This window comes from Bacillus sp. FSL K6-3176, assembly GCF_038003325.1.
Classification (GTDB): Bacteria; Bacillota; Bacilli; order Bacillales; family Bacillaceae; genus Bacillus; species Bacillus altitudinis.
The window spans coordinates 1,965,742-1,989,761 of record NZ_JBBOOX010000001.1 but is presented as its reverse complement, the minus strand read 5'-3'; the positions used below and the strand labels follow the sequence as shown (position 1 = coordinate 1,989,761).

Here is a 24,020-nt window from a genome sequence, read left to right as displayed (position 1 = left end):
ACCAAAACTGTAGAGGTGATTACATGTCATCAGTCGATGAGCTTGCACACGCTTATCAATCTTTATGGAAAAATCGGCAGCTTGATGTAGTGGATATGACTTCATTACACGAGGCGATACGAGATGATTTGCTTGATGCACTCACCCATCCTCGCGCAAGAAAGTCATTACATCAAAAGTATGTACTCGCTGTGGAAAGAATTTTAGAAAGCACGATTGAGCAGGGTCATCAACTACAGCTGATCAGCTTACATACAAAAAAGCTGCGAGAACTAATTCAAAATGAAGGAAGGAACCACTCATGAAACCAATTCAAACGGAAGATGTCACAGCACATCTTGAATCGTTTTTAAATCGGCCAGTCTTCGTTCATCTTGAAACGACAACTGGTTCTTATTCAGCTCATGTAAATGAGCAAAATATGACGGTCGTGGCGTATATCCGCAACGCAAAAGTCGTCTATTCACAGGCAAAAATAAAAGGACAAGGTCCATACCGTGTCGGGATGAAAACAGAAGATGGCTGGATTTACGCAGAAGGTTTAACCGATTACGTGTTTGATGAACAAGGCCGCCTGCTGTTAGCAGGACACCTGCCAGACGGAAAACTAGCGATATCATTACAAATTAGTGAAACACCATTTCAGGTGTAGGAGAGAGGGGAACAGTGATGAACGAACATGTACTTGTGATGCTGCCTCACCCCGACGATGAATCCTTCGGGGTCGCAGGGCTCATCGCGCAAAGCAGAAAACGTGGAATTCCAGTGACGTATGCATGCGGGACACTTGGAGAAATGGGAAGAAATATGGGAAGTCCAACATATGCTAACCGTGAGACACTTCCTGAATTAAGAAAACAGGAATTAATCCATGCATGTAAAGAAATGGATGTCACAGACTTGCGAATGCTTGGTCTTCGGGATAAAACGTTGGAATTTGAAGATGATGAGTATTTAGCGGATGTGATGGAACGCATAATTGATGAAGTGAAACCAACTCTTATTGTCACGTTTTATCCAGGTCATGGCGTACACCCTGATCATGATGCGACAGGTGAAGCGGTCATTCGTGCTCTATACCGCAAGAAAAAAGAAGACCGTCCCGTCACATACTGCATGGCCATTACGAAAAATCGAGAAGAAGTGCTAGGAAATGCCGATATTGTGATTGATATTACGGATGTAGCCGATATCAAATTAAATGCACTAAGAGCGCATAGAACGCAAACAGAAGGCATGCTAAGAGAGCTTGAACAAAAGCTGAAAAACAAAGAACCAGTCGTCCAAAAATGGTTTGATGAAGAAATTTTCTGGACGTATCAATGGAATGACTAAATGAAAGGCAGCTGACTTCAGTCAGCTGCCTTTTCCTGTTGTATCAGAATGCATACGTCTTTCAATCAACCTGAGACGAACAAATAGGACGATGGCACCTGTGGCAAGCCCAGTAATCAGCCCAACCCAATAACCAAACGCTCCAAATGAGGTATACGTGCCAATCAAGTAGCCAGCTGGAAGGCCGATGACCCAGTAAGAGACAAACGCAGCAATCAGTGTGTAATTCACATCTTTATAGCCGCGCAGAGCCCCTTGAATGGGTGCAGCGATCGCATCAGACAGCTGGAAAAAGATCGCATACATCAAAAAGTGCTGTGTCATTTGTAAAACAGCTGATTCAGTTGTATATAAACCAGCGATCTCAGGTCTAAATAACAAGATGAGTGCTGCGGTACATAATGAGAACAAAACAGCTGTTGCAATGCCAATATAGCTGTAGCTTTTTGCGTCTTTATATCGCATCGCACCGGCTTCAAAACCTACAACAATCGTTAAAGCCATTGAGATACTAAGCGGCAGGATATATAAAATAGAAGCAAAGTTCATCGCTGCTTGGTGACTGGCGATTGTCACGGTATCAAAGTGACCCATTAAGAGTGTGACAGCTGCAAAAATACTTGTTTCAAAAAAGATCGCAAACCCAATAGGGATACCGATTTTCAGTATTTGACCCATTCGGGAGACGTTAAAACGAGGTAATGTCTGAAACAACCGAAAGGATGCAAACGGTTCGGCTTTGATGACAATACAAATACTCATGATGAAAATCGCCCAATACGTCAGCGCAGATGCAAGACCTGCCCCTGCACCGCCAAGCTTTGGAAACCCAAAGTTTCCGAAAATAAAGAGATAATTTAAAACAAAATTAATAGGAAGTGCGGTTAACGTAATGAACATCGTTACACGTGTTTTTCCTAATGCATCAATGAACGATCTCATGACTGAATAACCAAAAAGCGGGATGATCCCAATAGCAAGGAAGCTGAGAAAATGACGGGCAATGGTTTCTACGGATGGTTCAAGCCCAAGTCTCCCTAAAATAAAAGGAACACACAACGTTCCAATAACAATCACCACGATACTTAAAAGAAAAGATAAATAAATGGCCTGAAAGACTGCACGAGGAACGTCTTCCCTGCGGCCGCCGCCCATCAGCTGAGCCACTATAGGGGTAACAGCCATTAATATACCAGCAAGACCAGTATATACAGGTGTCCAAATGCTCGAACCGATCGCTACACCTGCTAGGTCTTCTGCACTCACTTTTCCAGACATCACCGTGTCTAAAAATGTGATGAGCGAAAGACCTGCTTGTGTAATTAAAATCGGAATCAATATGGTTAAAAATTGTGCCAATTTTGCTTGAATACTATTCGTTTCTCTCATCATAAGTTCCTCTCTGAACAGAAATAACGAGAGGAATTATATCATGCTATGTAAAAAAATCAATTCTCCGTCGGATTATTTTTCTTTGAGGGCTTCGTTTTTTTGAACATTTGGGCATAAATAAAAGAAAGACTGACAACACCTAAAATGCTGCAAGCATATTGAATCACTTTTTGAATGGTCATATTGAATTCACCTCCATACAAATAGAATGTGCACAATTTGTTATTTTATGACACAAGCGAAAGAAGGAGGGACATGGTGAGATGATCAATCGCACAAATGAAGAAGCGATGTTTAAGTTAGAAATGAAATCTCATTTAACGCAAATTATGATGGATGCAAGGAAAATCGTCGATTCGCTTGACCAGACGGAACAATGCCTTCTTTGTGAACTCGAATCATTGCATGATCAGTTTAATGAAATGCATGCAGAGGCTTCCTCATTTTATTTACAAGCATATATGGAAGAATTCACACCAGGTTTTGCTCAATTTTCTTTAGCCATTGAGAACTTATCAAAACAAAAGCATGGCGCACTGATTGTGATTCAAAGGAGAGATGAGGTGGAGGATTATATACAAAAAGGGACAAACCTCCATGCGAAAATTAGCGCATCATTAATAGAAAGCATTTTCTATCCTGGAAACCCACTTCATGATGGCGCCCTTTTAGTAAAAGAAAACACGCTTGTTTCCGCTGCAAACGTCCTACCGCTCACCTCAAAAAAAGTCAGCCCTTCTCTTGGGACAAGACACCGGGCAGCCATTGGACTTTCTGGCATGACTGATGCCCTTGTTCTTGTGGTATCAGAAGAAACAGGGAAAATGTCGTTTGCGAAAGAAGGCGTCCTCTATCCGTTAACTGTAAAAGACCAAGAAATCAGAAAGTAAACATGAACACAGCATTCTTCATTGGGAAGGGTGCTTTTTTTATTGAGGAGAAAAAACAGGCAATTAAGTAAAAAGTCATTTGATACAGAAAAATTTGTCATGTAGAATAGAACTATGAAACTAGCAACGTGCTTGTTTTGACAAATTTCTAAACGTCAACTTAAAAATTCCTTAAAAAATGTTTATAAATACAGCAAACAGCCGATAGAAACGATATGGCTTTGTTTTAGCATTTTGAGTTTGCTGCTCTAACCTATTTAGTATTGCCCAACGTCTTCATGTCGAGTAATATTATAGAAATAAAGATAAAATAGTGCAAGAGAAGCAGAACCATTAAATGCTAAACTCGAAACTAGTACATAAGTCTTATGGGACGAAATCATGAAAGGCGGAGATTTATCTATGAAGAAAAAAGTAGTAACCGGCCTCACAGTTTCAGCGATCGCGGGCTCAGCTGTTATTGCTGCACCGGCAGAAGCACAGACGATCAAGGTGAAAAGCGGTGACTCACTTTGGAAGATTGCCGAACAGTACAACACAAGTATTTCGGAACTTCAATCTCTTAATCAATTAAAAACGACGATGATTTTTGCAGGACAAAGCTTAAAGATTCCTAGTGCAAAAAGTTCAAAATCCAGCTCATCAACAAGTTCAAAAGCAACGAAATCAAGTGCTTCAACAACATCTAGCTATACAGTCAAGCTTGGGGATTCATTATGGCTGATTGCGAAGAATCACAAAATGTCAGTTGCAAGTTTGAAAAGTTTGAACAGCTTAAACAGTGACCTCATTCGTCCTGGACAAAAGCTGAAAGTGTCTGGAACGACGAAAACGAGCGGCAGCCAGTCCACAAATTCAAACTCAACATCTAATTCTAGCTCAAGTAACAAATCAACGAATTCTAATAGTTCGTCATCAGCATCTAGTACATATAAAGTAAAATTAGGCGATTCACTTTGGAAAATTGCCAATTCGTTAAACATGTCGATTGGTGAAATTAAAACATTGAACTCGCTAAAATCTGATATGATTTATCCAAATCAAGTATTGAAGGTAAAAGGAACGGTGACGTCAAAACCAAGTCAGCCGAAAGCACCTGCTCAATCTAGCACGCCTTCAAACAGCAATCAGTCTTCAAGTAGTAAAACCACATCTTATACGGTTAAATCAGGTGATTCATTATGGAAAATTGCGAATCAGTTTAAGGTGCAGGTTCAATCAATCCGCACAGCAAACAGCTTGAAAAGTGATGTGCTTAGAATTGGACAAGTATTAAAAATCAACGGAACAGCTTCCGGTTCAACTGGATCTAATGGTTCTACGTCAAACGGTTCATCAACACCGGTCAACAATAATAAAAATGACGTTCCAATGAATGCAAAAATCACGACAATGATTCAAGAAGGTAAAAAACTCACAGGCATTCCTTACAGATGGGGCGGCAATACACCAGCTGGATTTGATTGCAGCGGCTTTGTTTACTATCTCATTAATAAGGTTTCATCAGTATCTAGATTGAGTACAGCAGGATACTGGAATATGATGACGCCTGTCAGCACACCACAAGTTGGAGATTTTGTTTATTTCACAACGTACAAAGCAGGTCCTTCTCATATGGGACTATACCTAGGTGGAGGAGATTTCCTTCATGCAAGTGACAGCGGAGTAGGAATTTCAAACTTAAGCAATCCTTATTGGAAAAAAGCCTACCTAGGCGCAAAACGTTTCTTCTAAAAAAGCCGATTTTCGGCTTTTTTTGTTTGCCCGTTGCTGTGATTGTCCATACTGATATCAAAAGGGGGCAGTCATAAATGAAAAAGTCAGTGTGGATGATCATGATATGTTTGATCTTTACCGCATCAGCATGTCATGCACCGCCGAAAAAAGAAACGACAGAAGAAACAAGAGAAGTTGCCGCACCTAAACAAGCACCAGTCACAACGTCACTCATAAACGAAAGCGGGCAAAAAATAGGGAGCATTGAAATAAGAGAGTCCTCAGAAAATGGGCTGGATCTGCATGTGAAAGCGAAAGGACTGCCACCAGGTCCTCACGGCTTTCATATTCATGAAACAGGAATATGTGAAACGCCAGATTTTGAAACAGCAGGTGCACATTTTAATCCGACCCATAGAGAGCATGGCTTCGACAACCCAAAGGGGCACCATGCTGGAGATATGCCTAATTTAGAGGTAGGGGCAGATGGACAAATTGATGTTGTCGTGAATGTACCAGATGTGACGTTAAAGGGAGGCCAGAATCAATTAGTTAATCAAAACGGGCGAAGTTTTATCATCCATGCAGAAGCAGATGATTACTTAAGCAACCCTTCTGGCAACTCAGGGAAACGCATTGCTTGCGGAGCCATCACAAAAGAAATGGTAAAATAACAGAAGACGAACCTTTATGTATTGAGTGCATAAAGGTTTTTTTAGTATACTTGGTGAGGAAAATGATCGAAGAGAGGAATTAATCATATATGTTTAACCAACCATCACTCCCAGAAGAAATTCAAGCAATGATCGAAGCAAAAGGAAAAGTTCTCGAAGAAGAATTTCGTCCGCTTATCGGAACAGGCGGCTATGAATCACAAGATACGTCTATTATTCAAGATGCCATGATTGCACTTGCCCTAGGAAAAAATGTTCTGTTAAAAGGACCGACGGGCTCAGGTAAAACAAAACTAGCAGAAACTTTATCCGCATTCTTTCAACAGCCGATGCACAGTGTAAACTGCTCAGTTGACCTTGATGCAGAAAGTCTTATTGGCTATAAAACCATCCATAATGATGGGCAAGTTGCTTCTATAGAATTCATTGAAGGACCCGTTACAAAAGCAATGAAAAAAGGACACCTTTTATATATTGATGAAATCAACATGGCAAAACCAGAAACACTGCCTATTTTAAACGGTGTGCTTGATTACAGAAAAATGATGACAAACCCATTTACAGGTGAAGTCGTTAGAGCAGAAGAAGGTTTTGGCGTGATTGCAGCAATCAATGAGGGATATGTGGGGACAGTGCCGCTCAATGAAGCGCTGAAAAACCGTTTTGTCGTCATTGAAGTTCCTTACATTGGCGGCGGCATTTTAAAAGAAGTACTGCACACTCAATCCGTATTAAAGGATGAGCGGTTAATCGATCAATTCGTACAGCTCTCATCAGATCTCATCGTCCAAGCACACAATGGACAGGTCAGTGAAGAAGCCGCATCCATTCGCGCACTGTTAGATACATGTGATCTTGCGCAATATATCCCGCCGCTTCGTGCAATTGAACGGGGAATTGTAGAGAAGCTAGAAGATGACCGGGAAAAAGCAGCGGTAAGAAATATCGCTCAAACATTATTCGAGTGAGGTTCTGACTTTTGAAATTCATCAAATTTAATGACAGCAGAATCGATTCATTTCTATTTATGGAATTAACGGATTTAGCCAAAACACTTGCCAAAAGTGATGATGTGGAGCTTGAATACGGAGTTCAGTCGTACTATGAACCGTTTGAAAAGAAAATTTTCATCAGCCATTTTTGGGATGATCGTCATCAAGAGGATATGATGGCAGGCCTAAAAAGTGATGTGTTTCTGCGAGCAGTAGGGACAGTGTATAGCGATCTTACAGTATTTGAAGACATCATTCGCTATGCCCACACATTATCCATTCCTGATGTGTGCAAACAATTGTTTATGCTGTTTGAAGATATCCGGATTGAAGAGCGGATTAAACGTGACCGCCCAGGAACAAAAAAGGTATTTAAACGGAGAAGAGAGCTTTACAGACGTCACTTTAAAACACAATTAACGATTAACCAAGAGCGCAGTATTTTAACAGATGCACTCTTTTGTGCGATATACGTGAAGCTGACAGCCGAATCTCCGCTTGAAGAAATTCCACCCCTTCATGAGCGGATAGATCCAATGATTCCGTTTATTGAGTCAAGTCTTGAACGTGTATATGACGCACGCTCGACATCTGATATCGCCATCATTGTGAAGGAATTGACAGAAGGCTTCGATGAGCTCCTTGAAAAGGATATGCTGAACACATACTTTTTCTTCCCAGAATTGGACTATGAAAAAGCGGCAAAAGAACCGCTTTTCCATGACCTCAAAAGAAAGCCTAAATTAAGTGAGGATATAAAAGTCGATCGGGAAAAAGAGGGGGATGAAGACATCCATAATGAATATATGGAAGTATGGCATAGAGAAACAGAAGCACCATCTAAAAGTTTCCTTCAATTTGATTTAGAACACGGTGGTAAAAGCGATCTCGGTAAAGATGCGGCAAGAGAAGGTGACGATGGAGATCAGGCGCTTGGAACGGTTCAAGGTTCAGCCAAACAAACCCATCGAAAAGACTATTCAAAGCTTGAAGCACTAGAAGAGGCAGAAGGAGAAGAAAGCGGGGCAGATGCGCATGAGAATGGAAAAGAAAACAAATATGCATTTCCAGTCATGATTTCACCAGCACCTCCTGCACCAGAGCAAATAGATGTGTACAAGCAGCACGCAAAGGCAATCGAGCCTTATCAGAAACGCTTAAAACAAATGATTCAAAAAACACTTGAGCATAAAAAATCATGGCCAAAAACAGATCTTCATGCAGGGCGTCTCAGTAAAAAGCTCATTCGTTATTTTACAGAGTCTAACCCTCGACTATTTTATAAAAAACAAGCGCCATCTTCTCAAATTGATGCTGTGTTCACTTTATTAGTTGACTGCTCTGCGAGTATGTTTGACAAGATGGATGAGACAAAAAAAGGGATTGTTCTGTTTCATGAAGCTTTAAAATCAGTGCAGGTACCTCATCAAATTGTTGGGTTCTGGGAAGATACAAATGACGCAACTGAAACAAGTCAGCCGAACTACTTTAACACCGTCGTATCGTTCAAAGATTCCTTATTTGACGCAGGACCATCCATTATGTCACTTGAGCCAGAAGAAGATAACCGGGATGGATATGCGATTCGCCAAATGACAAAAATGATTTTAAAACGAAGAGAAGAGCAAAAGTTCCTCATTGTTTTCTCAGACGGAGAGCCGGCTGCATTCAGCTACGAACAAAATGGGATCGTGGATACACATGAAGCGGTTCTCGAAGCGAGAAAAAAGGGAATTGAAGTGATCAATGTGTTTTTATCCAATTCTCCGATTGAAGAGGCGCAGATGAAAACGATCCAAGATATGTATGGCAAGTTCAGCATTTTTGTACCGGATGTCGATACATTGCCAGATGTGCTATATCCATTACTCAAGAAATTGCTGCATAAAAGCATTGGGGCATAAGGTTTTGCCCCTTTCTTTAAAATATTTTTCGGAATGATTTAAATTTTTTGTTTTTCTTTGAATTTTTTATCTTTAATTGAACAAAGAATGTAGAAAGTAATCCGAAACAGTGGTAGAATATGATTGGAAGCGTTTTATTACATAAATTTGGTCATTGTGTTCTGGAAGTTATATCGAGATAGTGTTCAATCACTTGATGATCAAAGTTGGGGGTAGTGTTCAAAATGTTTCAAAATGATGTGAAACAACCGTTGAGTTGGGAAGAATTTCATGGTCCGAACCTCGGCTACGTGCTCGAGCTCTACGATCAATATGTCCAGGATCCTACTAGTGTTGATGAAGACATAAGAGGCATATTTGATGAACTTGGTGCACCACCGAGTGAAATGAAGGAGGAAATTGGGAAAAAAGAAAATAGCGTAGTTACTTCTGAACAAATCCAAAAGATAGCATCAGTCGTTAAACTGGCAGAAGACATCAGAACGTATGGCCATTTAAATGCTTCCGTCAATCCTCTTCGCAAAGAAAAGGAATTACAAGAGCTGTTTCCATTAAAGGAATACGGTTTAACTGAAGAAGACGTTAAGAATATTCCAATATCAATTATTAGTCCAGATGCACCTAAACACATTTCAAACGGCATAGAAGCCATTAACCATTTGAGAAATACGTATAAGCGTACCATTTCATTTGAGTTTGATCATGTACATGACTTCGAAGAGCGCAACTGGCTCTCTAAATCTATTGAGTCTGGTGAATTATTTAAGAAAAAACCAGCAGATAAACTAGTTTCTGTACTCAAAAGATTAACAGAAGTCGAGCAATTTGAGCAGTTCCTTCATAAAACATTTGTTGGACAAAAGCGTTTTTCTATAGAAGGATTAGACGCACTTGTTCCAGTACTTGATGAAATTATATCCGAGTCTGTTACACAAGGGACTTCAAATATTAACATTGGAATGGCACATAGAGGCCGTTTAAATGTATTAGCACATGTGTTAGGAAAGCCATATGAGATCATTTTCTCAGAATTCCAGCATGCGCCTAATAAAGAGCTTGTACCATCAGAAGGCTCTATTGGCATCAGCTACGGATGGACAGGGGATGTAAAATATCATCTCGGTGCTGACCGCCAAATCAAAGATGAAGATACAAAGAGTGCAAGAGTCACACTTGCCAATAACCCAAGTCACTTGGAATTTATTGACCCGATTATTGAAGGAAGCACTCGTGCAGCGCAAGAATCGCGTACTCAAAAAGGCTATCCAGTTCAAGACGTTGAAAAAGCGTTAGCCATCTTAATTCATGGGGATGCTGCATTTCCTGGAGAGGGAATTGTCGCAGAAACATTAAATTTAAGTCAATTAGTCGGCTATCAAGTGGGGGGAACGATCCATATCATTGCCAACAATATGATTGGATTTACCACAGAAAGCAATGAATCTCGTTCAACGAAATACGCTAGTGACCTTGCAAAAGGTTTCGAGATTCCAATTGTTCACGTCAATGCAGACGATCCAGAAGCTTGTTTAGCAGCTGTTCAGCTGGCGGTAGAATACCGTAAACGGTTTAAAAAGGATTTCTTAATTGACTTGATTGGCTACCGCAGATATGGCCATAACGAAATGGATGAGCCTTCTACTACTCAGCCAATGCTGTACGATGCGGTCAGAAAGCACAAAACGGTCAAGAATATCTTCGCAGATAAGCTTGTCACTGAGGGCCTTCTGTCAAAAGAACAAAGAGAAGAAATTGAGCAGGCTGTCACGGCAAAAATTGAAGAAGCTTATAAAAAAGTGCCTTCAAAGAAAGAACATACGATTCAAGAAATCGAACTGCCAGAGCCTGTATCTAACGGCTTCCCTGCAGTTGATACATCTGTAGAGTTTGATGTATTAAGAAAGCTGAATGAAGAATTAATTAGCTGGCCGAAAGACTTCCAAGTATTCGGTAAGCTAAAGCGGATCCTTGAAAAACGTGCAAAAGTGTTTACAGATGATCGCAAAGTGGAATGGTCACTTGGTGAAGCACTGGCATTTGCATCTATATTAAAAGACGGTACGCCAATTCGAATGACCGGACAGGATTCTGAGCGAGGCACATTTGCTCAAAGAAACCTTGTTCTTCACGACAGTCAAACGGGTGATGAATTCATTGCTCTTCATGAACTGAGTGATGCAAATGCATCATTTACAGTCCATAATAGTCCACTGTCAGAAGGCTCTGTCATCGGGTTTGAATATGGTTATAATGTCTATTCTCCTGAAACATTAGTAATTTGGGAAGCTCAATTTGGAGACTTCGCAAATGCGGCTCAAGTGTATTTTGATCAATTTATTTCAGCAGGCCGCGCCAAGTGGGGACAAAAGTCAGGGCTTGTGATGCTCTTGCCACATGGATATGAAGGACAAGGTCCAGAACATTCTAGTGGAAGAACAGAACGCTTCTTGCAATCAGCTGCTGAGAATAACTGGACAGTTGCGAACCTGACAAGTGCAGCTCAATACTTCCATATTCTTAGAAGACAGGCGAAAATGCTGCTTCGTGAAGAGATTCGTCCTCTTGTCATCATGACACCGAAGAGTCTGCTTCGTAACCCGAACACATTATCCGAAGTCCAAGAACTAACAGATGGACAGTTCCGTCCAGTTCTTGAACAGCCGGGCCTTGTGCATGATCATGAAAAAGTAACACGCCTTGTGCTATCGAGCGGGAAGGTATCGATCGATATTAGTGATCGTTTTACTCAAATGGAAGACTCAAAAGATTGGCTTCATATTGCGAGAGTGGAACAATTATATCCATTCCCAGCCAAAGATATTAAAGCCATTTTATCAAAACTGACGAACTTAGAAGAAATCGTATGGGTGCAAGAAGAACCGCAAAATATGGGCGCTTGGGGATATATTGAGCCATATTTACGTGAAATTGCATCTGAAAAAGTAAAAGTACGTTACATCGGCCGCAGAAGACGTTCAAGTACGGCTGAGGGTGATCCAACTGTTCATAAAAAAGAACAAGAACGAATTGTATCTGATAGCTTGACTCGCAAAAACTAAGGGGGAAATGAAAAATGGCGGAAATTAAAGTACCTGAACTAGCGGAATCAATCTCGGAAGGAACAATTGCTCAGTGGCTAAAACAGCCGGGCGATTATGTTGAGCAGGGGGAATACCTGTTAGAACTTGAAACAGATAAAGTCAATGTCGAATTGACAGCTGAAGAATCTGGTGTTCTAAAAGAAGTACTGAAAGATTCTGGTGACACTGTCCAAGTTGGAGAAGTCATCGGAACGATTGCAGCAGGTGAAGCTGGCGGAAGCGAGTCCGCAGCTCCAGCACCTGAGCAAGATTCTGCACCAGCTTCGAAAGAAGAACCAGCAGCTGAACAAAAAGAAGAGGCAGCAAAAGAAGAGCCGAAATCTGGTAATGGCAGAACGATCGCTTCTCCAGCAGCTAGAAAACTAGCAAGAGAGAAGGGGTTAGACTTATCTGAGATTCCAACCGCAGATCCGCTGGGCAGGGTACGAAAGCAGGATGTAGCTTCTTACCAAAAGAATGAAGCTCCTGCAAGTGCACCGAAAGCCGCGCCAAAAGCAAATGCTGCGGTGCAAAATGATCAAGCAGGGAAACCAGTTGAGCGTGAAAAAATGTCACGCCGCAGACAAACCATTGCAAAACGTTTAGTTGAAGTTCAACAAACGGCAGCGATGCTGACAACATTTAATGAAGTCGATATGACAGCTGTCATGGATCTAAGAAAGCGTCGCAAAGATGCCTTCCTTGAACAAAACGATGTGAAACTGGGCTTCATGTCCTTCTTCACAAAAGCAGTGGTAGCAGCACTTAAAAAATATCCACTTCTCAACGCAGAAATTCAAGGTGATGAGCTTGTCATTAAAAAATTCTATGACATCGGTATTGCTGTAGCCGCCAATGAAGGGCTTGTGGTACCAGTTGTCCGTGATGCAGACAGACTATCATTTGCAGGAATTGAAAAAGAAATCGGTCATCTTGCGAAAAAAGCAAGAGATAACAAATTATCGCTCAATGAATTACAAGGTGGATCATTCACGATCACAAACGGAGGAACATTTGGTTCTCTGCTTTCAACACCAATTTTAAACAGTCCTCAAGTTGGAATTTTAGGTATGCATAAAATTCAGCTTCGTCCTGTTGCAATTGATGAAGAACGCTTTGAAAACCGTCCAATGATGTATTTAGCTCTTTCATACGACCACCGTATTGTCGATGGTAAAGAAGCTGTTGGGTTCCTTGTCACGATTAAAAATCTACTTGAAGATCCTGAACAGCTATTGCTTGAAGGATAATCGAAAGAAAAAGCTAGTACCGATCAGGGTACTAGCTTTTTTGGTCTTTATTTTCTGGGTAGCTTCTTTTTGACCAAAATGTTGCCAGCCAAGAGCCAGATAAATTATGCCATACGCTAAAAATGGCACTGGGGACGGCGGCAAGCGGAGAAAAATGTGCGGTCGCAAGGGCTGCGCCAAGTCCAGAGTTTTGCATCCCTACTTCTATTGAAATTGCTCGTTGAGAAGGAATGTCCATTTTACACCATTTTGCAATGAGGTAACCCAATAATAGACCAAGAGCATTATGTAAAACAACAACGGCAAAAATAAGCAGTCCAGATTGCAGAATCTGTTCTTTATTTGCACTGACAACAGCTGCAATGATGGCGACAATGCCAGTAACAGATACAAGTGGAAGTGCTTGTACAGCATACGTCACTTGTTTTTTAAAAAACAATTTGACGATGACACCTAAAATAATCGGAATTAAGACAACTTGGACAATCGACAAAAACAAAGCACCCGGTGATACAGATAACCAAGATTTTGCAAAAATATAAATAAAAACAGGGGTCAAAATGGGAGCAAGTAGTGTCGAGATCGTTGTCACGGCAAGGGATAAGGCCGTATTTCCTTTCGCCAAAAAGGTCATTACATTGGATGCAGTCCCGCCTGGACAGCAGCCGACGAGAATGACACCGACAGCGATTTCAGAAGGTAAATGTAACCCATAGGCCAATAAAAATGCTATGAGTGGCATCAGTGTATACTGCGCTAAAACCCCAATCAATACATAAAGAGGCTTTCTAAAAAGCTCTTTAAAATCTTCAGAAGACAGCGTCAGCCCCATACCAAACATAATAATGCCCAGTAAAAAAGGGATATAAGGTCCAATCAAAGAAAATGCCGCAGGAAAAGTAAAACCTAGACAAGCAAAGACAATGACCCATATAGCGAATGTTCTTCCTGCAAAGTGACTAATGTGTAAAAGGGTGTTCATACTATCTTTCAACTCTCTTTCTTTTCATATCTTTTCTATTTTAAATGAATTTTCTGAAAAAACAACCTATGATTTTGCGAGGGGTGTTCATAATATTATTATGTAAACTAATAAAAACCCACATAGTAAATGAACTATGTGGAGTATGCGATCAAAAAGGTGTCCATTTTACTTGTTGAGCCTGTTTTAGTCTTGCTTCTGGCTCACGCCAGTCAACGACATTCCACCACCGGTCTACATATTGCGCCTTCTCATTTCGATATTGGAGGTAATAGGCATGCTCCCACACATCAAGAGCAAGAAGGGGGATGATGTCCCATTGTGAGAGGAACTGATGGCGTTCTGCTTGTAAAATGTCTAAACGCTGAGATCGAGGGGACCATACAAGAATCGCCCATCCGACACCTTCTACTTGTTTGGCAGCAGCTGAAAAATGTGACTTGAACGCCTCATAGCTGCCAAATGATTGATCAATGAGACGAAGCATTTGACCAGTAGGTTTTCTTTTCCCTGAAGGACTCATGGAAAACCAAAAGATACAATGTAAATAATGTCCTGCCCCATGAAAGGCAAGCTCACGTTCCCAATGCTTGATCATGGTAAAGTCGTTGGTTCTTCTTGCTTTTTTTAGCGCAAGTTCAGCTTGATTTAGACCATCAACATAAGTTTGATGATGCTTTTGATGGTGCAAGTACATAATTTCTTTTGAAATATAAGGTTCGAGCGCGTCATACCGATAAGGCAGTGGTGGTAACTGATGATTTCCAGCTGCTACATCGCGCACTTCTTCGTGTGGATGCTGCATGTCTTCTGCAATCCTTTCGGCTAGTTCGTACCATTCTTGTTCACTGGAATCATCATCCTCCATTTTGAGTCGTAAATGTTCCACTTTTCGATGGATATTATCATCTTGCCACACATGTTGAATCGTGCTAAGCCACTCTTTGAGCTGTGAGCGATATTCTTCTTTATTCATGTATACGCCTCATTTCCTCTAAAAATGTAGAACAAGCCATCATCGGAAACACAAATGGGTAGCTATGATAGGTGATGTAAAATTGTTTTGGCAGTCCAATGCCGACTGGATAGTACATGGCTTCTTCAGTATGGTGATGGTTCACTAAAAAGGAGACAGCTTTCAAAATGCCTGCGTTATTTGCTTTCTCATATTGGAGGAGCGCCTCTGTCGCCCATGCGGTTTGAACCACTGTGCCAAAGGGAAGCGGGACATAGGTTTTCAGTTCTGCACTTTTACACGATTCTCCGAAACTGCCATCTTCAAGCTGAATCTGCTTTAGGAAACGGCACGCTTTTTGCACAGCAGGGTGTGAGGAGGGAATGCCGGCCGCTTTCAGTCCTGTTAACGCCGCCCAAGTTCCATAAATATAACAAACACCCCATCTGCCAAACCATGATCCGTTTTTCTCTTGGTGGTCAATGAGCCATTTTACACATCGATCTTTTTTCCTGAGAATCGAGGGTGAAGCAGTATCTTTTTCTTCTAAACCAATCAAATGGAGCACACGACCAGTAATATCAGGAGTTGACGGATCAATCGCCGCATCCTCCGCAGATTCAAGTGGAAGGTGACGAAGTAGAAAGTGATCTTGATTTTTTTCAAAAGCAGAAAAGCCGCCATCACGGTTTTGCATGGAGAGAAGCCAGTCATATCCTCGTTTCCACTGAAGTGGAGCGTATTCTTTTGGGATCGCTTTTAACACAATTTGCGTGTCATCACAATCAGGATTATTCGTATTGATATGTGAGAAACCAAAGCCCCCGGGAGTAGCAAGACGGTTATGAACTGCCCAATCCGCTTTCTTCATTTGCTGGCGGTCCAGCAAATAGGTGAAGGAATTCATGATCATGGGATCTTCTCGTTTTCTTCCTGCTCTTTGAGAAGCGTAACTGACAAGCGCTGTATCCCACACAGTCGAGGTGGAATTCTCAGCATATATCTTGCCTTGACAGGAGGTGACGAGCTTTTTCATACCCCTGACTGCTTTTTGGATGAGATGATGTCCAGGGGAGTACCCAAGGCTCATGAGGGCATAGACCATAAAGATGGTTGCACTTAAGTAACTGTACAGCGTCCCATCTTTTTCAAGACGGTCAAACATGTATCGCTTTGCCGCTTCATATCCGAAAAAGTCGAGCCGGCTGTCGAGGGCTGTATATGACCGCATATACATGAGGAAGTCATCAGTCGAACGTTCTTCTCTTGCCATAAACCAGTCAAATGGATTTTTAGACATGTTTTCATCAAGATGGGCTAATGATGGAAACGCAGCATGAGAGGTATACCGTTTGTTCAGTGCGATCATCATGGGTACAAAATGAATCCTTGCATAGGCACTAAGGTGGTAGAAGTGTAGCGGAAAAGACGTAGGGATGAGTAAAAAGGAAAGAGGTGCATAGAAGTAGGGCCAAGGGTGCATGCCATTTACGGCAAGCATCCACTTTGTCATAAAATGAACGTTCTTTAGGCCACCTTTTGAGCGAATATATTGTGCTGCTTTTTCCATATGGGGCTCGTCTTTTTGAAATCTGCCAGATGCGAGCATTCCGCAATAACCTTGTACTGTAGCTGTGAGATGTCCTGACTGGTCATGATACAAAGAAAAGGAACCATCTTCATTTTGTTTGGCATGTATTGCTTCGGCCAATTGATGGATCAATTGCTGATCGGGGTCACCAACGGCTTTTAACAGCATAATGAAAAAAGCATTTGTCATCATAGGTCCTTCAAAGCAGAAAATAAATGCGCCATCTTCTCTTTGTCTACGTTCTACCTGCATGTGCAGTTCATCGATATATTCGTTGACTCTCGTTTTTAAATCTTGCATTCGGCCATGCTCCTTTCCTTTATCACTATATTCAGGAGTCGGCCTGTCACATGACAGCTCAAAAAAAGCCGATGACATCGTCACCGGCTCAGCGTGTCGACAAACCCTCGCATTCTTTGTCAGTCCTGCGTTCCGGTGCTCACGAATGTCAAATTCGCTCCGCTCCAGTACTCGTCCTTCCTAGACTGCAAAGGTTTTCTATCACGCTGAAAAAAAGACAAAAGGCTAAAATCAAGTTCATTTTAGCCCTTTGTCAACAATCTGAGCCGATGACATCGTCATCGGTTTTCTTAAATGATTAGTCTTGCAGATTAATCCACACGCTTTTGACTTCTGTATAGTTGTTAAGGGCATATGATCCCATTTCTCTGCCAAGGCCTGACTGTTTATATCCGCCAAACGGGGAGGCGGCATCAAAGACATTATAGCAGTTGACCCAAATGGTTCCTGCTTCTAGGCGTGCAGCGATATCGTGGGCATGCTTTAAGTTTTCTGTCCAAAGTCCTGCCGCTAACCCATAGTCAGATTGATTGGCCCGTTCGACCACTTCATCAATGGAATCGTAAGGAATCGCAGATAGAACTGGACCGAAGATCTCTTCTTTTGCGATTGTCATTTCATCTTCTACATCTCTAAAGACAGTAGGGGAGACGAAATAGCCTGCTTCATAAGGGCAGTCACCACCGACTACGGCTGTTGCACCTTCTGACTTCCCTTTTTCGATATAACCTAACACACGTTCATGCTGCTCTTTACTCACTAGAGGCCCAATCTGGGTATCATGATGAAGACCAGCTCCTTGTTTTAAGGATGTCGCATATTTAGCCATTTGATCGACAACTTCATCATATTGGCTCCGGTGCACAAAGACCCTTGATCCTGCACAGCACACTTGGCCTTGGTTAAACATCACGCCGTTTAATGCACCTGGAATGGCTTTCTTTAAATCGGCGTCTGGTAAAATAATATTCGGCGATTTTCCGCCAAGCTCTAAAGTAACACGCTTGATGGATTTGGCTGCTTTTTCCATGATCAATTTCCCAACACTTGTTGATCCAGTGAAAGCCAGCTTATTGACATCAGGGTGATCGGTTAATGCTTCACCGGCTGTTTCACCAAATCCAGGAACGATGTTAATCACGCCTTCTGGGAATCCGGCTTTATCCACTAATTCAGCTAAATATAAAGCAGATAGCGGTGTTTGTTCAGCTGGCTTTAAAACGATGGTGCAGCCTGTTGCTAGTGCAGCACCCATTTTCCACATGGCCATGAGGAGCGGGAAGTTCCAAGGAATGATTTGTCCCACAACGCCAACAGGCTCATGGCGGGTATAATTAAAATATCCCTGGCTGACAGGAAGGGTTTGTCCAGTCATTTTTGTGGTCCACCCTGCATAATAGCGCATGTGCTCAATGGCAAGAGGGATATCCGCATTGGTTGTTTCATTAATTGGTTTTCCATTATCAAGTGTTTCCAGCTGAGCTAGTTCTTCTTGGTGTTCTTCCATTAAATCTGCCAGCTTAAACATCAAGCGGGCACGTTCGGCTGCAGACATAGAACGCCAAGGTCCATGGAAAGCCTTTTTAGCAGCTTTTACTGCCTCATCAATGTCGGCTGCACCTGCTTCATATACATCAATAAGGGTTTCTCCTGTGGCAGGGTTAGGTGTAGAGAATGTTTTGTTATCATGACTTGTGACAAACTGACCGTTAATGTAGAGTTTTTTCGTCCCTTGGAGAAAAGATTCGAGTTTTGAACTGATTTGAAGTGTTGTAGAGCTCATAAATAAACAAACCTCCTTAAAGATATGGGTTGTTCTGCGAGTTCTAGGTGGAAAAAGTGGACATGAAGCCATTTGTATACGCACACATATGTAAACGTATACATTTATCATATTACACGACATCTTTGAAAGCAATCGATAACACTCATTGCATTTCACGAAAAATTGGCTACAATAAATGTATAGATGAAAAAAGGAGTTTTTAAATCATGATCCATCAAAACTGGCAAACGGCTGAAACGGTAAAACAAGTAAAATGTGTACATACAAATGCGAAAAAATATATGGTTGACCGGGCATTAACGGTTGGACACACATATGATGTGAAAAATGAAACAGAGGAATTTCTCTTTGTCGTTGATAATACGGGTAAAGTAGGCGGGTATTACAAAGAGTATTTCGAAGACAATTCTGCTGAATGATTTTGAGGGTCATCACTCATACTAAGAAAAACAGTAAAGGGTGATGATGATGAAAAAGCAGCAACAAGAAGAGCAGAAACATCAAAATGCTTGGCATGACAATGAAGATGCTGATATGGCGATTACACTTGAGCAAATTTCTGATGTGTATGCCGAAGGAACGATTGATACCCCGAAAGATGAATAGTCATTTAAAACAGTGGTTTTACATAATCACTGTTCAGATTGTTGACAAAGGGCTAAAATGAACTTTATTTTAGCCCTTTGTCTTCTTTTCAGCGTGATAGAAAACCTTTGCAGTCTAGGAAGGACAGCTACTTTTGCGGAGCGAATTTGCCATTCGTGAGCACCAGAGCGCAGGACTGACAAAGAATGCGAGGGTTTGTCTACACGCTGAACAGTGATTTTACATAATCACTGTTTTTTTATGGTCTCATAACGAATGATTTCTTGAAAAAAAATGAAACTTTTTTCCTGCTTTAACAGTCTAAATAAGTAGAGGAAAGAGCATCGGATCAAAAAGAAAAAGTTAAATGAAATTTAATCTATTCGTAATGGAATAACGACGATTTATAGCGTATTCTATAAGTGAGAATAAAACGTACCCACAGAGCCGTGTGGCCGTTTTGTCATAAAGGAATTTGATGCAGGAAGAGGGGGTTTACGTGGGTATTTTTTCTGTCAGTAAACAAAATGATCATAAAAAATTCGAATCCTTATTAATTGAAGGAGAAAGAATTGAGGCTGTTTACAGACTGCGTCACGACCAAATTTGTTTCACCAATAAACGACTGATCTTTGGCGATAACCGCGTATTTTCTAAAAAGAAAGTCAGGGTCTCCTTGCCGTATCGATCAATTGAAAGTTTTGCCATTCAAGAAGCTGGCGTGTTTGATCAGGACACTGGTATGCTGCTTGTTACAAGCTCAAAAGTATTTGAACTCGATTTTTCTAAAGATACAGATTTGAGTGACGTGCAGGCCATTTTAACAAAACATCTTTGCTGATCAACGATGCGATTACATAGATCACATGCACTTTTCTCATTCTTTGTTCTTATTTTTATCTATCGCACATCTCTTGAGCTTTTCCCACTACAGTGGGGAAGGCTTTTTTCTATTCATGTGTTTGAATCACAACAAAAAAGGATAAAGATGAAACAGATACAGAAAGGAGAATGAACAATGAAAGTATTAGTTGCTGGAGCAAACGGACATACAGGGAGACTTGTCATTCGATATTTAAAAGAAAAAGGACATGAGCCGCTTGCTCTCATTCGAGATGAAAAACAAGCAGATGCGCTAAAAGAACTTGGGGCAGCGCCTGTCATCGGTGATCTTGAAAAGGATGTGACAGATGCTGTGAAGCAAGCAGAAGCTGTCATCTTTGCAGCTGGTTCAGGCTCAAAAACAGGTGCAGATAAAACCATCGCTGTTGATCAAGAGGGGGCAAAACGCCTCGTTGATACAGCCAAAAAAGAAAATATTCAGCATTTTGTGATGCTGAGTTCTTATAATGCCGACGATCCTCATCAAGGAAAAGGACAAGGCAGTATGGAGATTTATTATGAAGCGAAAAGAAAAGCCGATGAACATTTAAAACAGTCTGGTCTTTCTTACACCATTGTGCGGCCAGGAGCACTGCTGCATGAGGAGAAGACAGGGAAAATAGAAGCGGCTGCTCATATTCCAGACGATCGTGACATTGAGATTTCCAGAGAAGATGTAGCCACTGTCTTAGTGGAAAGCTTAACGGAATTCAATGTGAAAAATAAAGCCTTTGACTTAATCAAAGGTGATACACCAGTAGAAGAAGCACTTCGCAATCTTTAAATGAAGAAAGCTGCTGCCAAAGAGGCGGCGGCTTTTTTGATGTTTTCATTTCGCATGGAGCGGGAAGGTAAAAAGAAAGGAGTGATTGACCGTGAGCTTAACGAAAGAGCAAAAAGCTGATTTGTATGAAAGACTTATTCAATTAAAAGAAGATGTGAAAGGATCAAAAAAGAAAGAAGAATCCATGCTGGCCGAATCGAATGAGATTTCAAATGGTGTTGGAAACCATATCGCAGATCACGGAAGCATCTATTTAGACCGCATGACCGAACAGACGCTGGATCAAGTCGATGATCAGCTCGAAGGTGAAATTGATGCAGCGCTTAAGCGGATGGAAGACGGAACATATGGAATTTGTGAAAAAACAGGAAAAGACATTCCATATGAACGTTTGAAAGCAGTACCCTATACTCGTTATTCAATTGATGCAAAGAAAAATGAAGAAACCAATCAAGATCCAAATGAATTTGACCGTTCGTTCTCTGAGCAAATGCGTGATTTAACAAATAGAGAAACAATGGATCAAATGCATTCAGATACGTATGAAAGGCTAGAAGAAGAGCAAGATGTTGATGTAGATGAGGAAAAATAACATGATGAGAGGAATTTATGTTTTCTCAACATAATGTTTTCCCCCGTCTACATGGACAAAAATCTTGTATACATGAGTATTTTTTTAGAAAAAACATATCTTGAAATTTAATAAACTTTCGTGTAGTATAGTTTAAAGGCTGCGATGCGCGTAATGTTAATTAAGTTTTAACCTTTAAGCTGTAATAGGGAGTTTTATATTGAATCCGGAATGTCACGCCTCCTTCGAGAGGAAGACAGGAACGTTTCTGCAAACACCCACTTTGAGGAGTGGTGGTTTAAAACTTTCTTACTTAGATTACGGCATCCGCAGCTTTTCCTAGGATGATTCAAGCCATTTTCCATTTTTGGAAAATGGCTTTTTATTTTGTCCAAAATACGATTTTGAACAGACCGAATGTGGATGGACAAATGTATGTTAAAATAGACAAAACAAACGACGGAGAGGGAATTGGATGTTACAACAAGCTGAAGCACTTCTTAAACAATATTATGGCTTTGATGCTTTTAGACAAGGACAAAAACAAGCCATTGAATCGATTGTGAATAAACGGAAGGATACGGTCTGCATTATGCCGACAGGTGGAGGGAAATCGGTTTGCTACCAGATTCCTGCCCTTATGATGGAAGGAACGACAATCGTTGTATCTCCGCTTATTTCTTTAATGAAAGATCAGGTTGATGCGTTAAATGAGATGGGAATACGATCGTCCTTTTTAAATAGTACACTTTCAGCAGGTGAAATGAATACAAGGCTGAAAAGATGTGAACAGGGGGAGTATGATTTGCTTTATATCACCCCTGAACGCTTACAAAATGAACGTTTTTTTCAGCTGCTTGATCGATTGACGATTCCTTTAATGGCTATTGATGAAGCGCACTGTATATCTGAGTGGGGACATGATTTTAGACCGAGCTATCGCTTTATACAAGAATGTGTAAACAAGCTTTCAAAAAGGCCTGTTATTGTAGCATTAACAGCCACTGCTACAAAGAAGGTCCAACAGGATATATGTGAGCAACTTGGCATGGACGAAGAAGAAACAATCTTTACTGGTTTTGCTAGAGAAAATTTGTCTTTTCAAGTGGTGAAAGGGCAAAACAGCGACCAATTCATCACACAATATATGAAGAAAAACAGTCTTGAGTCAGGCATTATTTATACAGCCACACGAAAAGAAGCAGATCAAATTTATCATCGTCTAAAAAAGCAAAAGATCAAAGCGGGTGTTTATCACGGAGGATTAGATGATGAAGTGAGAGAAGAACAGCAAAATCTTTTTTTAAATGATGATATTCAAGTAATGGTAGCTACATCTGCATTTGGTATGGGGATTAATAAGTCTAATGTACGTTTTGTCATTCATCATCAAATTCCAAGAGATATTGAAAGTTACTACCAAGAAGCAGGACGTGCCGGGAGAGACGGGCTTGAAAGTGAATGCATTTTGCTGTTTTCACCTCAAGGCGTACGCGTGCAGCGCTTTCTCATTGAACAATCAACAGAAGATGAATTGCGGTATCAGCATGAATTGCTCAAGTTGAGACAAATGGTAGACTACTGTCATACGGAACAGTGCCTTCAGCAATTTGTGATGGATTACTTTGACCAATCATCAAGTGCCCCTTGTCAAAAATGCAGCAACTGTCTAGACGAGAGAGAGCGTGAAGACGTCACGAGAGAAGCACAAATGGTTTTGTCGTGTACCGTTAGAATGAACGAACGATTCGGAAAAATGATGATTGCTCAAGTATTAGCCGGCTCTAAAAACAAAAAAGTGCTTGATTTTGGTTTCGACCGGCTTCCTACTTATGCTTTAATGAAACAGCATTCAGCCCAACATATCAGTGATTTCATTGAATTTTTAATTACAGAAGAGTATTTACACATGTCTGAAGGAGCTTTTCCAACACTAAAAGTGACACAAAAAGGAAAGAAAGTGCTAGTGGGGCAGGAGACCGTCTATAAAAAGCAGGCGATAAAGGCAGAGGCTATTCAAGAAAATGATGCTTTATTTGAGCAGTTAAGAATGGTCAGAATGAAGTTGGCAAGAGAGCAGGGCGTTCCGCCATTTGTTGTCTTTTCTGATCAAACATTGAAGGAAATGTCAGCAGTAGAGCCTAAAACAGAAGAAGAACTTTTAAATATTAAAGGTGTCGGTGCACAAAAAAGAGAGAAATATGGAGATGTTTTTTTAGAAGAAATTCGTTTATTTATAGAAAAAGAGAAAAAATAAAGAGTTTGAAGAAGGAAAATAAATTTTTTTCGTTTCATTTGGACGCGTTTTCATCATGATGATTTCCATCCCTACAAAACCTTGATATGATGCG

The 24,020-nt window shown here is 40.9% G+C and carries 22 protein-coding genes and 1 other RNA gene; 17 read left to right on the top strand and 6 right to left on the bottom strand.

Annotation, left to right across the window (positions count from 1 at the left end; translation table 11 throughout):
• Nucleotides 1–23: 23 nt before the first annotated feature.
• From MHB38_RS10155 to bshB2, 3 genes are read left to right on the top strand one after another with little or no spacing between them, the layout of a single operon-like run.
• On the top strand, nucleotides 24–305 hold the full coding sequence (locus tag MHB38_RS10155) for a hypothetical protein (RefSeq protein WP_202734389.1): 282 nt from the start codon (nucleotides 24–26) through the stop codon (nucleotides 303–305).
• Complete coding sequence (locus tag MHB38_RS10150) at nucleotides 302–652, top strand: YojF family protein (protein ID WP_008346474.1); 351 nt, start codon at nucleotides 302–304, stop codon at nucleotides 650–652. The genes MHB38_RS10155 and MHB38_RS10150 overlap by 4 nt, the downstream gene beginning before the upstream one ends.
• Nucleotides 653–669: 17 nt before the next feature.
• Entirely contained in the window at nucleotides 670–1,335 is a 666-nt protein-coding gene (bshB2, locus tag MHB38_RS10145; RefSeq protein WP_135227103.1) for a bacillithiol biosynthesis deacetylase BshB2, read from the top strand.
• Nucleotides 1,336–1,356: 21 nt separating this feature from the next.
• Here the strand turns inward: bshB2 and MHB38_RS10140 are convergent, their stop codons facing one another.
• On the bottom strand, nucleotides 1,357–2,724 hold the full coding sequence (locus tag MHB38_RS10140; protein WP_202734390.1) for an MATE family efflux transporter: 1,368 nt from the start codon (nucleotides 2,722–2,724) through the stop codon (nucleotides 1,357–1,359).
• Between the two features lie 59 nt (nucleotides 2,725–2,783).
• Nucleotides 2,784–2,909, bottom strand: coding sequence for a hypothetical protein (locus MHB38_RS10135; RefSeq protein ID WP_003215647.1), 126 nt, complete (start codon nucleotides 2,907–2,909; stop codon nucleotides 2,784–2,786).
• Between the two features lie 81 nt (nucleotides 2,910–2,990).
• Here MHB38_RS10135 and cdaS point away from each other — a divergent pair, with 81 nt between their 5' ends.
• From cdaS to odhB, 7 genes are all read left to right on the top strand, one after another.
• Nucleotides 2,991–3,617 (top strand): sporulation-specific diadenylate cyclase CdaS, encoded by a 627-nt coding sequence (cdaS, locus tag MHB38_RS10130; protein WP_024718575.1) that lies wholly within the window; start codon nucleotides 2,991–2,993, stop codon nucleotides 3,615–3,617.
• Nucleotides 3,618–4,019: 402 nt separating this feature from the next.
• Nucleotides 4,020–5,351, top strand: coding sequence for a C40 family peptidase (locus MHB38_RS10125; RefSeq protein ID WP_202734391.1), 1,332 nt, complete (start codon nucleotides 4,020–4,022; stop codon nucleotides 5,349–5,351).
• Nucleotides 5,352–5,428: 77 nt separating this feature from the next.
• On the top strand, nucleotides 5,429–6,007 hold the full coding sequence (locus MHB38_RS10120; RefSeq protein ID WP_019743268.1) for a superoxide dismutase family protein: 579 nt from the start codon (nucleotides 5,429–5,431) through the stop codon (nucleotides 6,005–6,007).
• A gap of 89 nt (nucleotides 6,008–6,096) precedes the next feature.
• On the top strand, nucleotides 6,097–6,975 hold the full coding sequence (locus MHB38_RS10115; RefSeq protein WP_017367449.1) for an ATP-binding protein: 879 nt from the start codon (nucleotides 6,097–6,099) through the stop codon (nucleotides 6,973–6,975).
• A gap of 11 nt (nucleotides 6,976–6,986) precedes the next feature.
• Entirely contained in the window at nucleotides 6,987–8,903 is a 1,917-nt protein-coding gene (locus tag MHB38_RS10110) for a vWA domain-containing protein (protein WP_098680957.1), read from the top strand.
• A 224-nt stretch (nucleotides 8,904–9,127) separates the two neighbouring features.
• On the top strand, nucleotides 9,128–11,962 hold the full coding sequence (gene sucA, locus MHB38_RS10105; protein WP_035391743.1) for a 2-oxoglutarate dehydrogenase E1 component: 2,835 nt from the start codon (nucleotides 9,128–9,130) through the stop codon (nucleotides 11,960–11,962).
• 14 nt (nucleotides 11,963–11,976) lie between these two features.
• A complete protein-coding gene (odhB, locus tag MHB38_RS10100) occupies nucleotides 11,977–13,233 on the top strand; it encodes a 2-oxoglutarate dehydrogenase complex dihydrolipoyllysine-residue succinyltransferase (protein ID WP_007500721.1) in 1,257 nt (418 codons plus the stop codon).
• Between the two features lie 31 nt (nucleotides 13,234–13,264).
• Here the strand turns inward: odhB and MHB38_RS10095 are convergent, their stop codons facing one another.
• From MHB38_RS10095 to MHB38_RS10080, 4 genes are all read right to left on the bottom strand, one after another.
• On the bottom strand, nucleotides 13,265–14,215 hold the full coding sequence (locus MHB38_RS10095) for a bile acid:sodium symporter family protein (RefSeq protein WP_035703263.1): 951 nt from the start codon (nucleotides 14,213–14,215) through the stop codon (nucleotides 13,265–13,267).
• A gap of 151 nt (nucleotides 14,216–14,366) precedes the next feature.
• A complete protein-coding gene (locus MHB38_RS10090) occupies nucleotides 14,367–15,191 on the bottom strand; it encodes a superoxide dismutase (RefSeq protein WP_007500719.1) in 825 nt (274 codons plus the stop codon).
• Entirely contained in the window at nucleotides 15,184–17,061 is a 1,878-nt protein-coding gene (locus MHB38_RS10085; RefSeq protein WP_341003288.1) for a terpene cyclase/mutase family protein, read from the bottom strand. Before MHB38_RS10085 ends, MHB38_RS10090 begins: the two co-directional genes overlap by 8 nt.
• 298 nt (nucleotides 17,062–17,359) lie before the next feature.
• Nucleotides 17,360–18,844: an aldehyde dehydrogenase family protein gene (locus MHB38_RS10080; protein ID WP_017359492.1), complete on the bottom strand. Its 1,485-nt coding sequence runs from the start codon at nucleotides 18,842–18,844 to the stop codon at nucleotides 17,360–17,362.
• A 209-nt stretch (nucleotides 18,845–19,053) separates the two neighbouring features.
• Between MHB38_RS10080 and MHB38_RS10075 the strand changes: the two genes are divergently transcribed.
• From MHB38_RS10075 to recQ, 7 genes are all read left to right on the top strand, one after another.
• Nucleotides 19,054–19,266, top strand: coding sequence for a DUF6501 family protein (locus tag MHB38_RS10075; protein WP_017367443.1), 213 nt, complete (start codon nucleotides 19,054–19,056; stop codon nucleotides 19,264–19,266).
• A 49-nt stretch (nucleotides 19,267–19,315) separates the two neighbouring features.
• Nucleotides 19,316–19,453 (top strand): YozQ family protein, encoded by a 138-nt coding sequence (locus MHB38_RS10070; protein ID WP_017359491.1) that lies wholly within the window; start codon nucleotides 19,316–19,318, stop codon nucleotides 19,451–19,453.
• A 478-nt stretch (nucleotides 19,454–19,931) separates the two neighbouring features.
• Complete coding sequence (locus MHB38_RS10065; RefSeq protein WP_008346505.1) at nucleotides 19,932–20,273, top strand: PH domain-containing protein; 342 nt, start codon at nucleotides 19,932–19,934, stop codon at nucleotides 20,271–20,273.
• Nucleotides 20,274–20,450: 177 nt separating this feature from the next.
• The gene (locus tag MHB38_RS10060; RefSeq protein WP_144626230.1) at nucleotides 20,451–21,098 is read left to right on the top strand and encodes an SDR family oxidoreductase; all 648 of its coding nucleotides are present in this window, start codon (nucleotides 20,451–20,453) and stop codon (nucleotides 21,096–21,098) included.
• A 91-nt stretch (nucleotides 21,099–21,189) separates the two neighbouring features.
• Nucleotides 21,190–21,690, top strand: coding sequence for a TraR/DksA family transcriptional regulator (locus MHB38_RS10055; RefSeq protein ID WP_057079424.1), 501 nt, complete (start codon nucleotides 21,190–21,192; stop codon nucleotides 21,688–21,690).
• 133 nt (nucleotides 21,691–21,823) lie between these two features.
• Nucleotides 21,824–22,009: non-coding RNA, 6S RNA (gene ssrS / locus MHB38_RS10050), on the top strand.
• A 135-nt stretch (nucleotides 22,010–22,144) separates the two neighbouring features.
• Nucleotides 22,145–23,926, top strand: a complete 1,782-nt coding sequence (gene recQ, locus MHB38_RS10045; RefSeq protein WP_341003283.1) for a DNA helicase RecQ — start codon at nucleotides 22,145–22,147, stop codon at nucleotides 23,924–23,926.
• Nucleotides 23,927–24,020 lie beyond the last annotated feature (94 nt).

What these genes read in the sequence shown, in the direction of transcription:
- MHB38_RS10075 (WP_017367443.1), top strand. Translation starts at nt 19,054, where the DNA reads ATGATCCATCAAAACTGGCAAACGGCTGAAACGGTAAAACAAGTAAAA.
- MHB38_RS10095 (WP_035703263.1), bottom strand. Translation starts at nt 14,215, where the DNA reads ATGAACACCCTTTTACACATTAGTCACTTTGCAGGAAGAACATTCGCT.
- MHB38_RS10090 (WP_007500719.1), bottom strand. Translation starts at nt 15,191, where the DNA reads ATGAATAAAGAAGAATATCGCTCACAGCTCAAAGAGTGGCTTAGCACG.
- MHB38_RS10085 (WP_341003288.1), bottom strand. Translation starts at nt 17,061, where the DNA reads ATGCAAGATTTAAAAACGAGAGTCAACGAATATATCGATGAACTGCAC.
- sucA (WP_035391743.1), top strand. Translation starts at nt 9,128, where the DNA reads ATGTTTCAAAATGATGTGAAACAACCGTTGAGTTGGGAAGAATTTCAT.
- MHB38_RS10070 (WP_017359491.1), top strand. Translation starts at nt 19,316, where the DNA reads ATGAAAAAGCAGCAACAAGAAGAGCAGAAACATCAAAATGCTTGGCAT.
- cdaS (WP_024718575.1), top strand. Translation starts at nt 2,991, where the DNA reads ATGATCAATCGCACAAATGAAGAAGCGATGTTTAAGTTAGAAATGAAA.
- MHB38_RS10135 (WP_003215647.1), bottom strand. Translation starts at nt 2,909, where the DNA reads ATGACCATTCAAAAAGTGATTCAATATGCTTGCAGCATTTTAGGTGTT.
- MHB38_RS10080 (WP_017359492.1), bottom strand. Translation starts at nt 18,844, where the DNA reads ATGAGCTCTACAACACTTCAAATCAGTTCAAAACTCGAATCTTTTCTC.
- MHB38_RS10060 (WP_144626230.1), top strand. Translation starts at nt 20,451, where the DNA reads ATGAAAGTATTAGTTGCTGGAGCAAACGGACATACAGGGAGACTTGTC.
- MHB38_RS10115 (WP_017367449.1), top strand. Translation starts at nt 6,097, where the DNA reads ATGTTTAACCAACCATCACTCCCAGAAGAAATTCAAGCAATGATCGAA.
- odhB (WP_007500721.1), top strand. Translation starts at nt 11,977, where the DNA reads ATGGCGGAAATTAAAGTACCTGAACTAGCGGAATCAATCTCGGAAGGA.
- MHB38_RS10120 (WP_019743268.1), top strand. Translation starts at nt 5,429, where the DNA reads ATGAAAAAGTCAGTGTGGATGATCATGATATGTTTGATCTTTACCGCA.
- recQ (WP_341003283.1), top strand. Translation starts at nt 22,145, where the DNA reads ATGTTACAACAAGCTGAAGCACTTCTTAAACAATATTATGGCTTTGAT.
- bshB2 (WP_135227103.1), top strand. Translation starts at nt 670, where the DNA reads ATGAACGAACATGTACTTGTGATGCTGCCTCACCCCGACGATGAATCC.
- MHB38_RS10140 (WP_202734390.1), bottom strand. Translation starts at nt 2,724, where the DNA reads ATGAGAGAAACGAATAGTATTCAAGCAAAATTGGCACAATTTTTAACC.
- MHB38_RS10150 (WP_008346474.1), top strand. Translation starts at nt 302, where the DNA reads ATGAAACCAATTCAAACGGAAGATGTCACAGCACATCTTGAATCGTTT.
- MHB38_RS10125 (WP_202734391.1), top strand. Translation starts at nt 4,020, where the DNA reads ATGAAGAAAAAAGTAGTAACCGGCCTCACAGTTTCAGCGATCGCGGGC.
- MHB38_RS10155 (WP_202734389.1), top strand. Translation starts at nt 24, where the DNA reads ATGTCATCAGTCGATGAGCTTGCACACGCTTATCAATCTTTATGGAAA.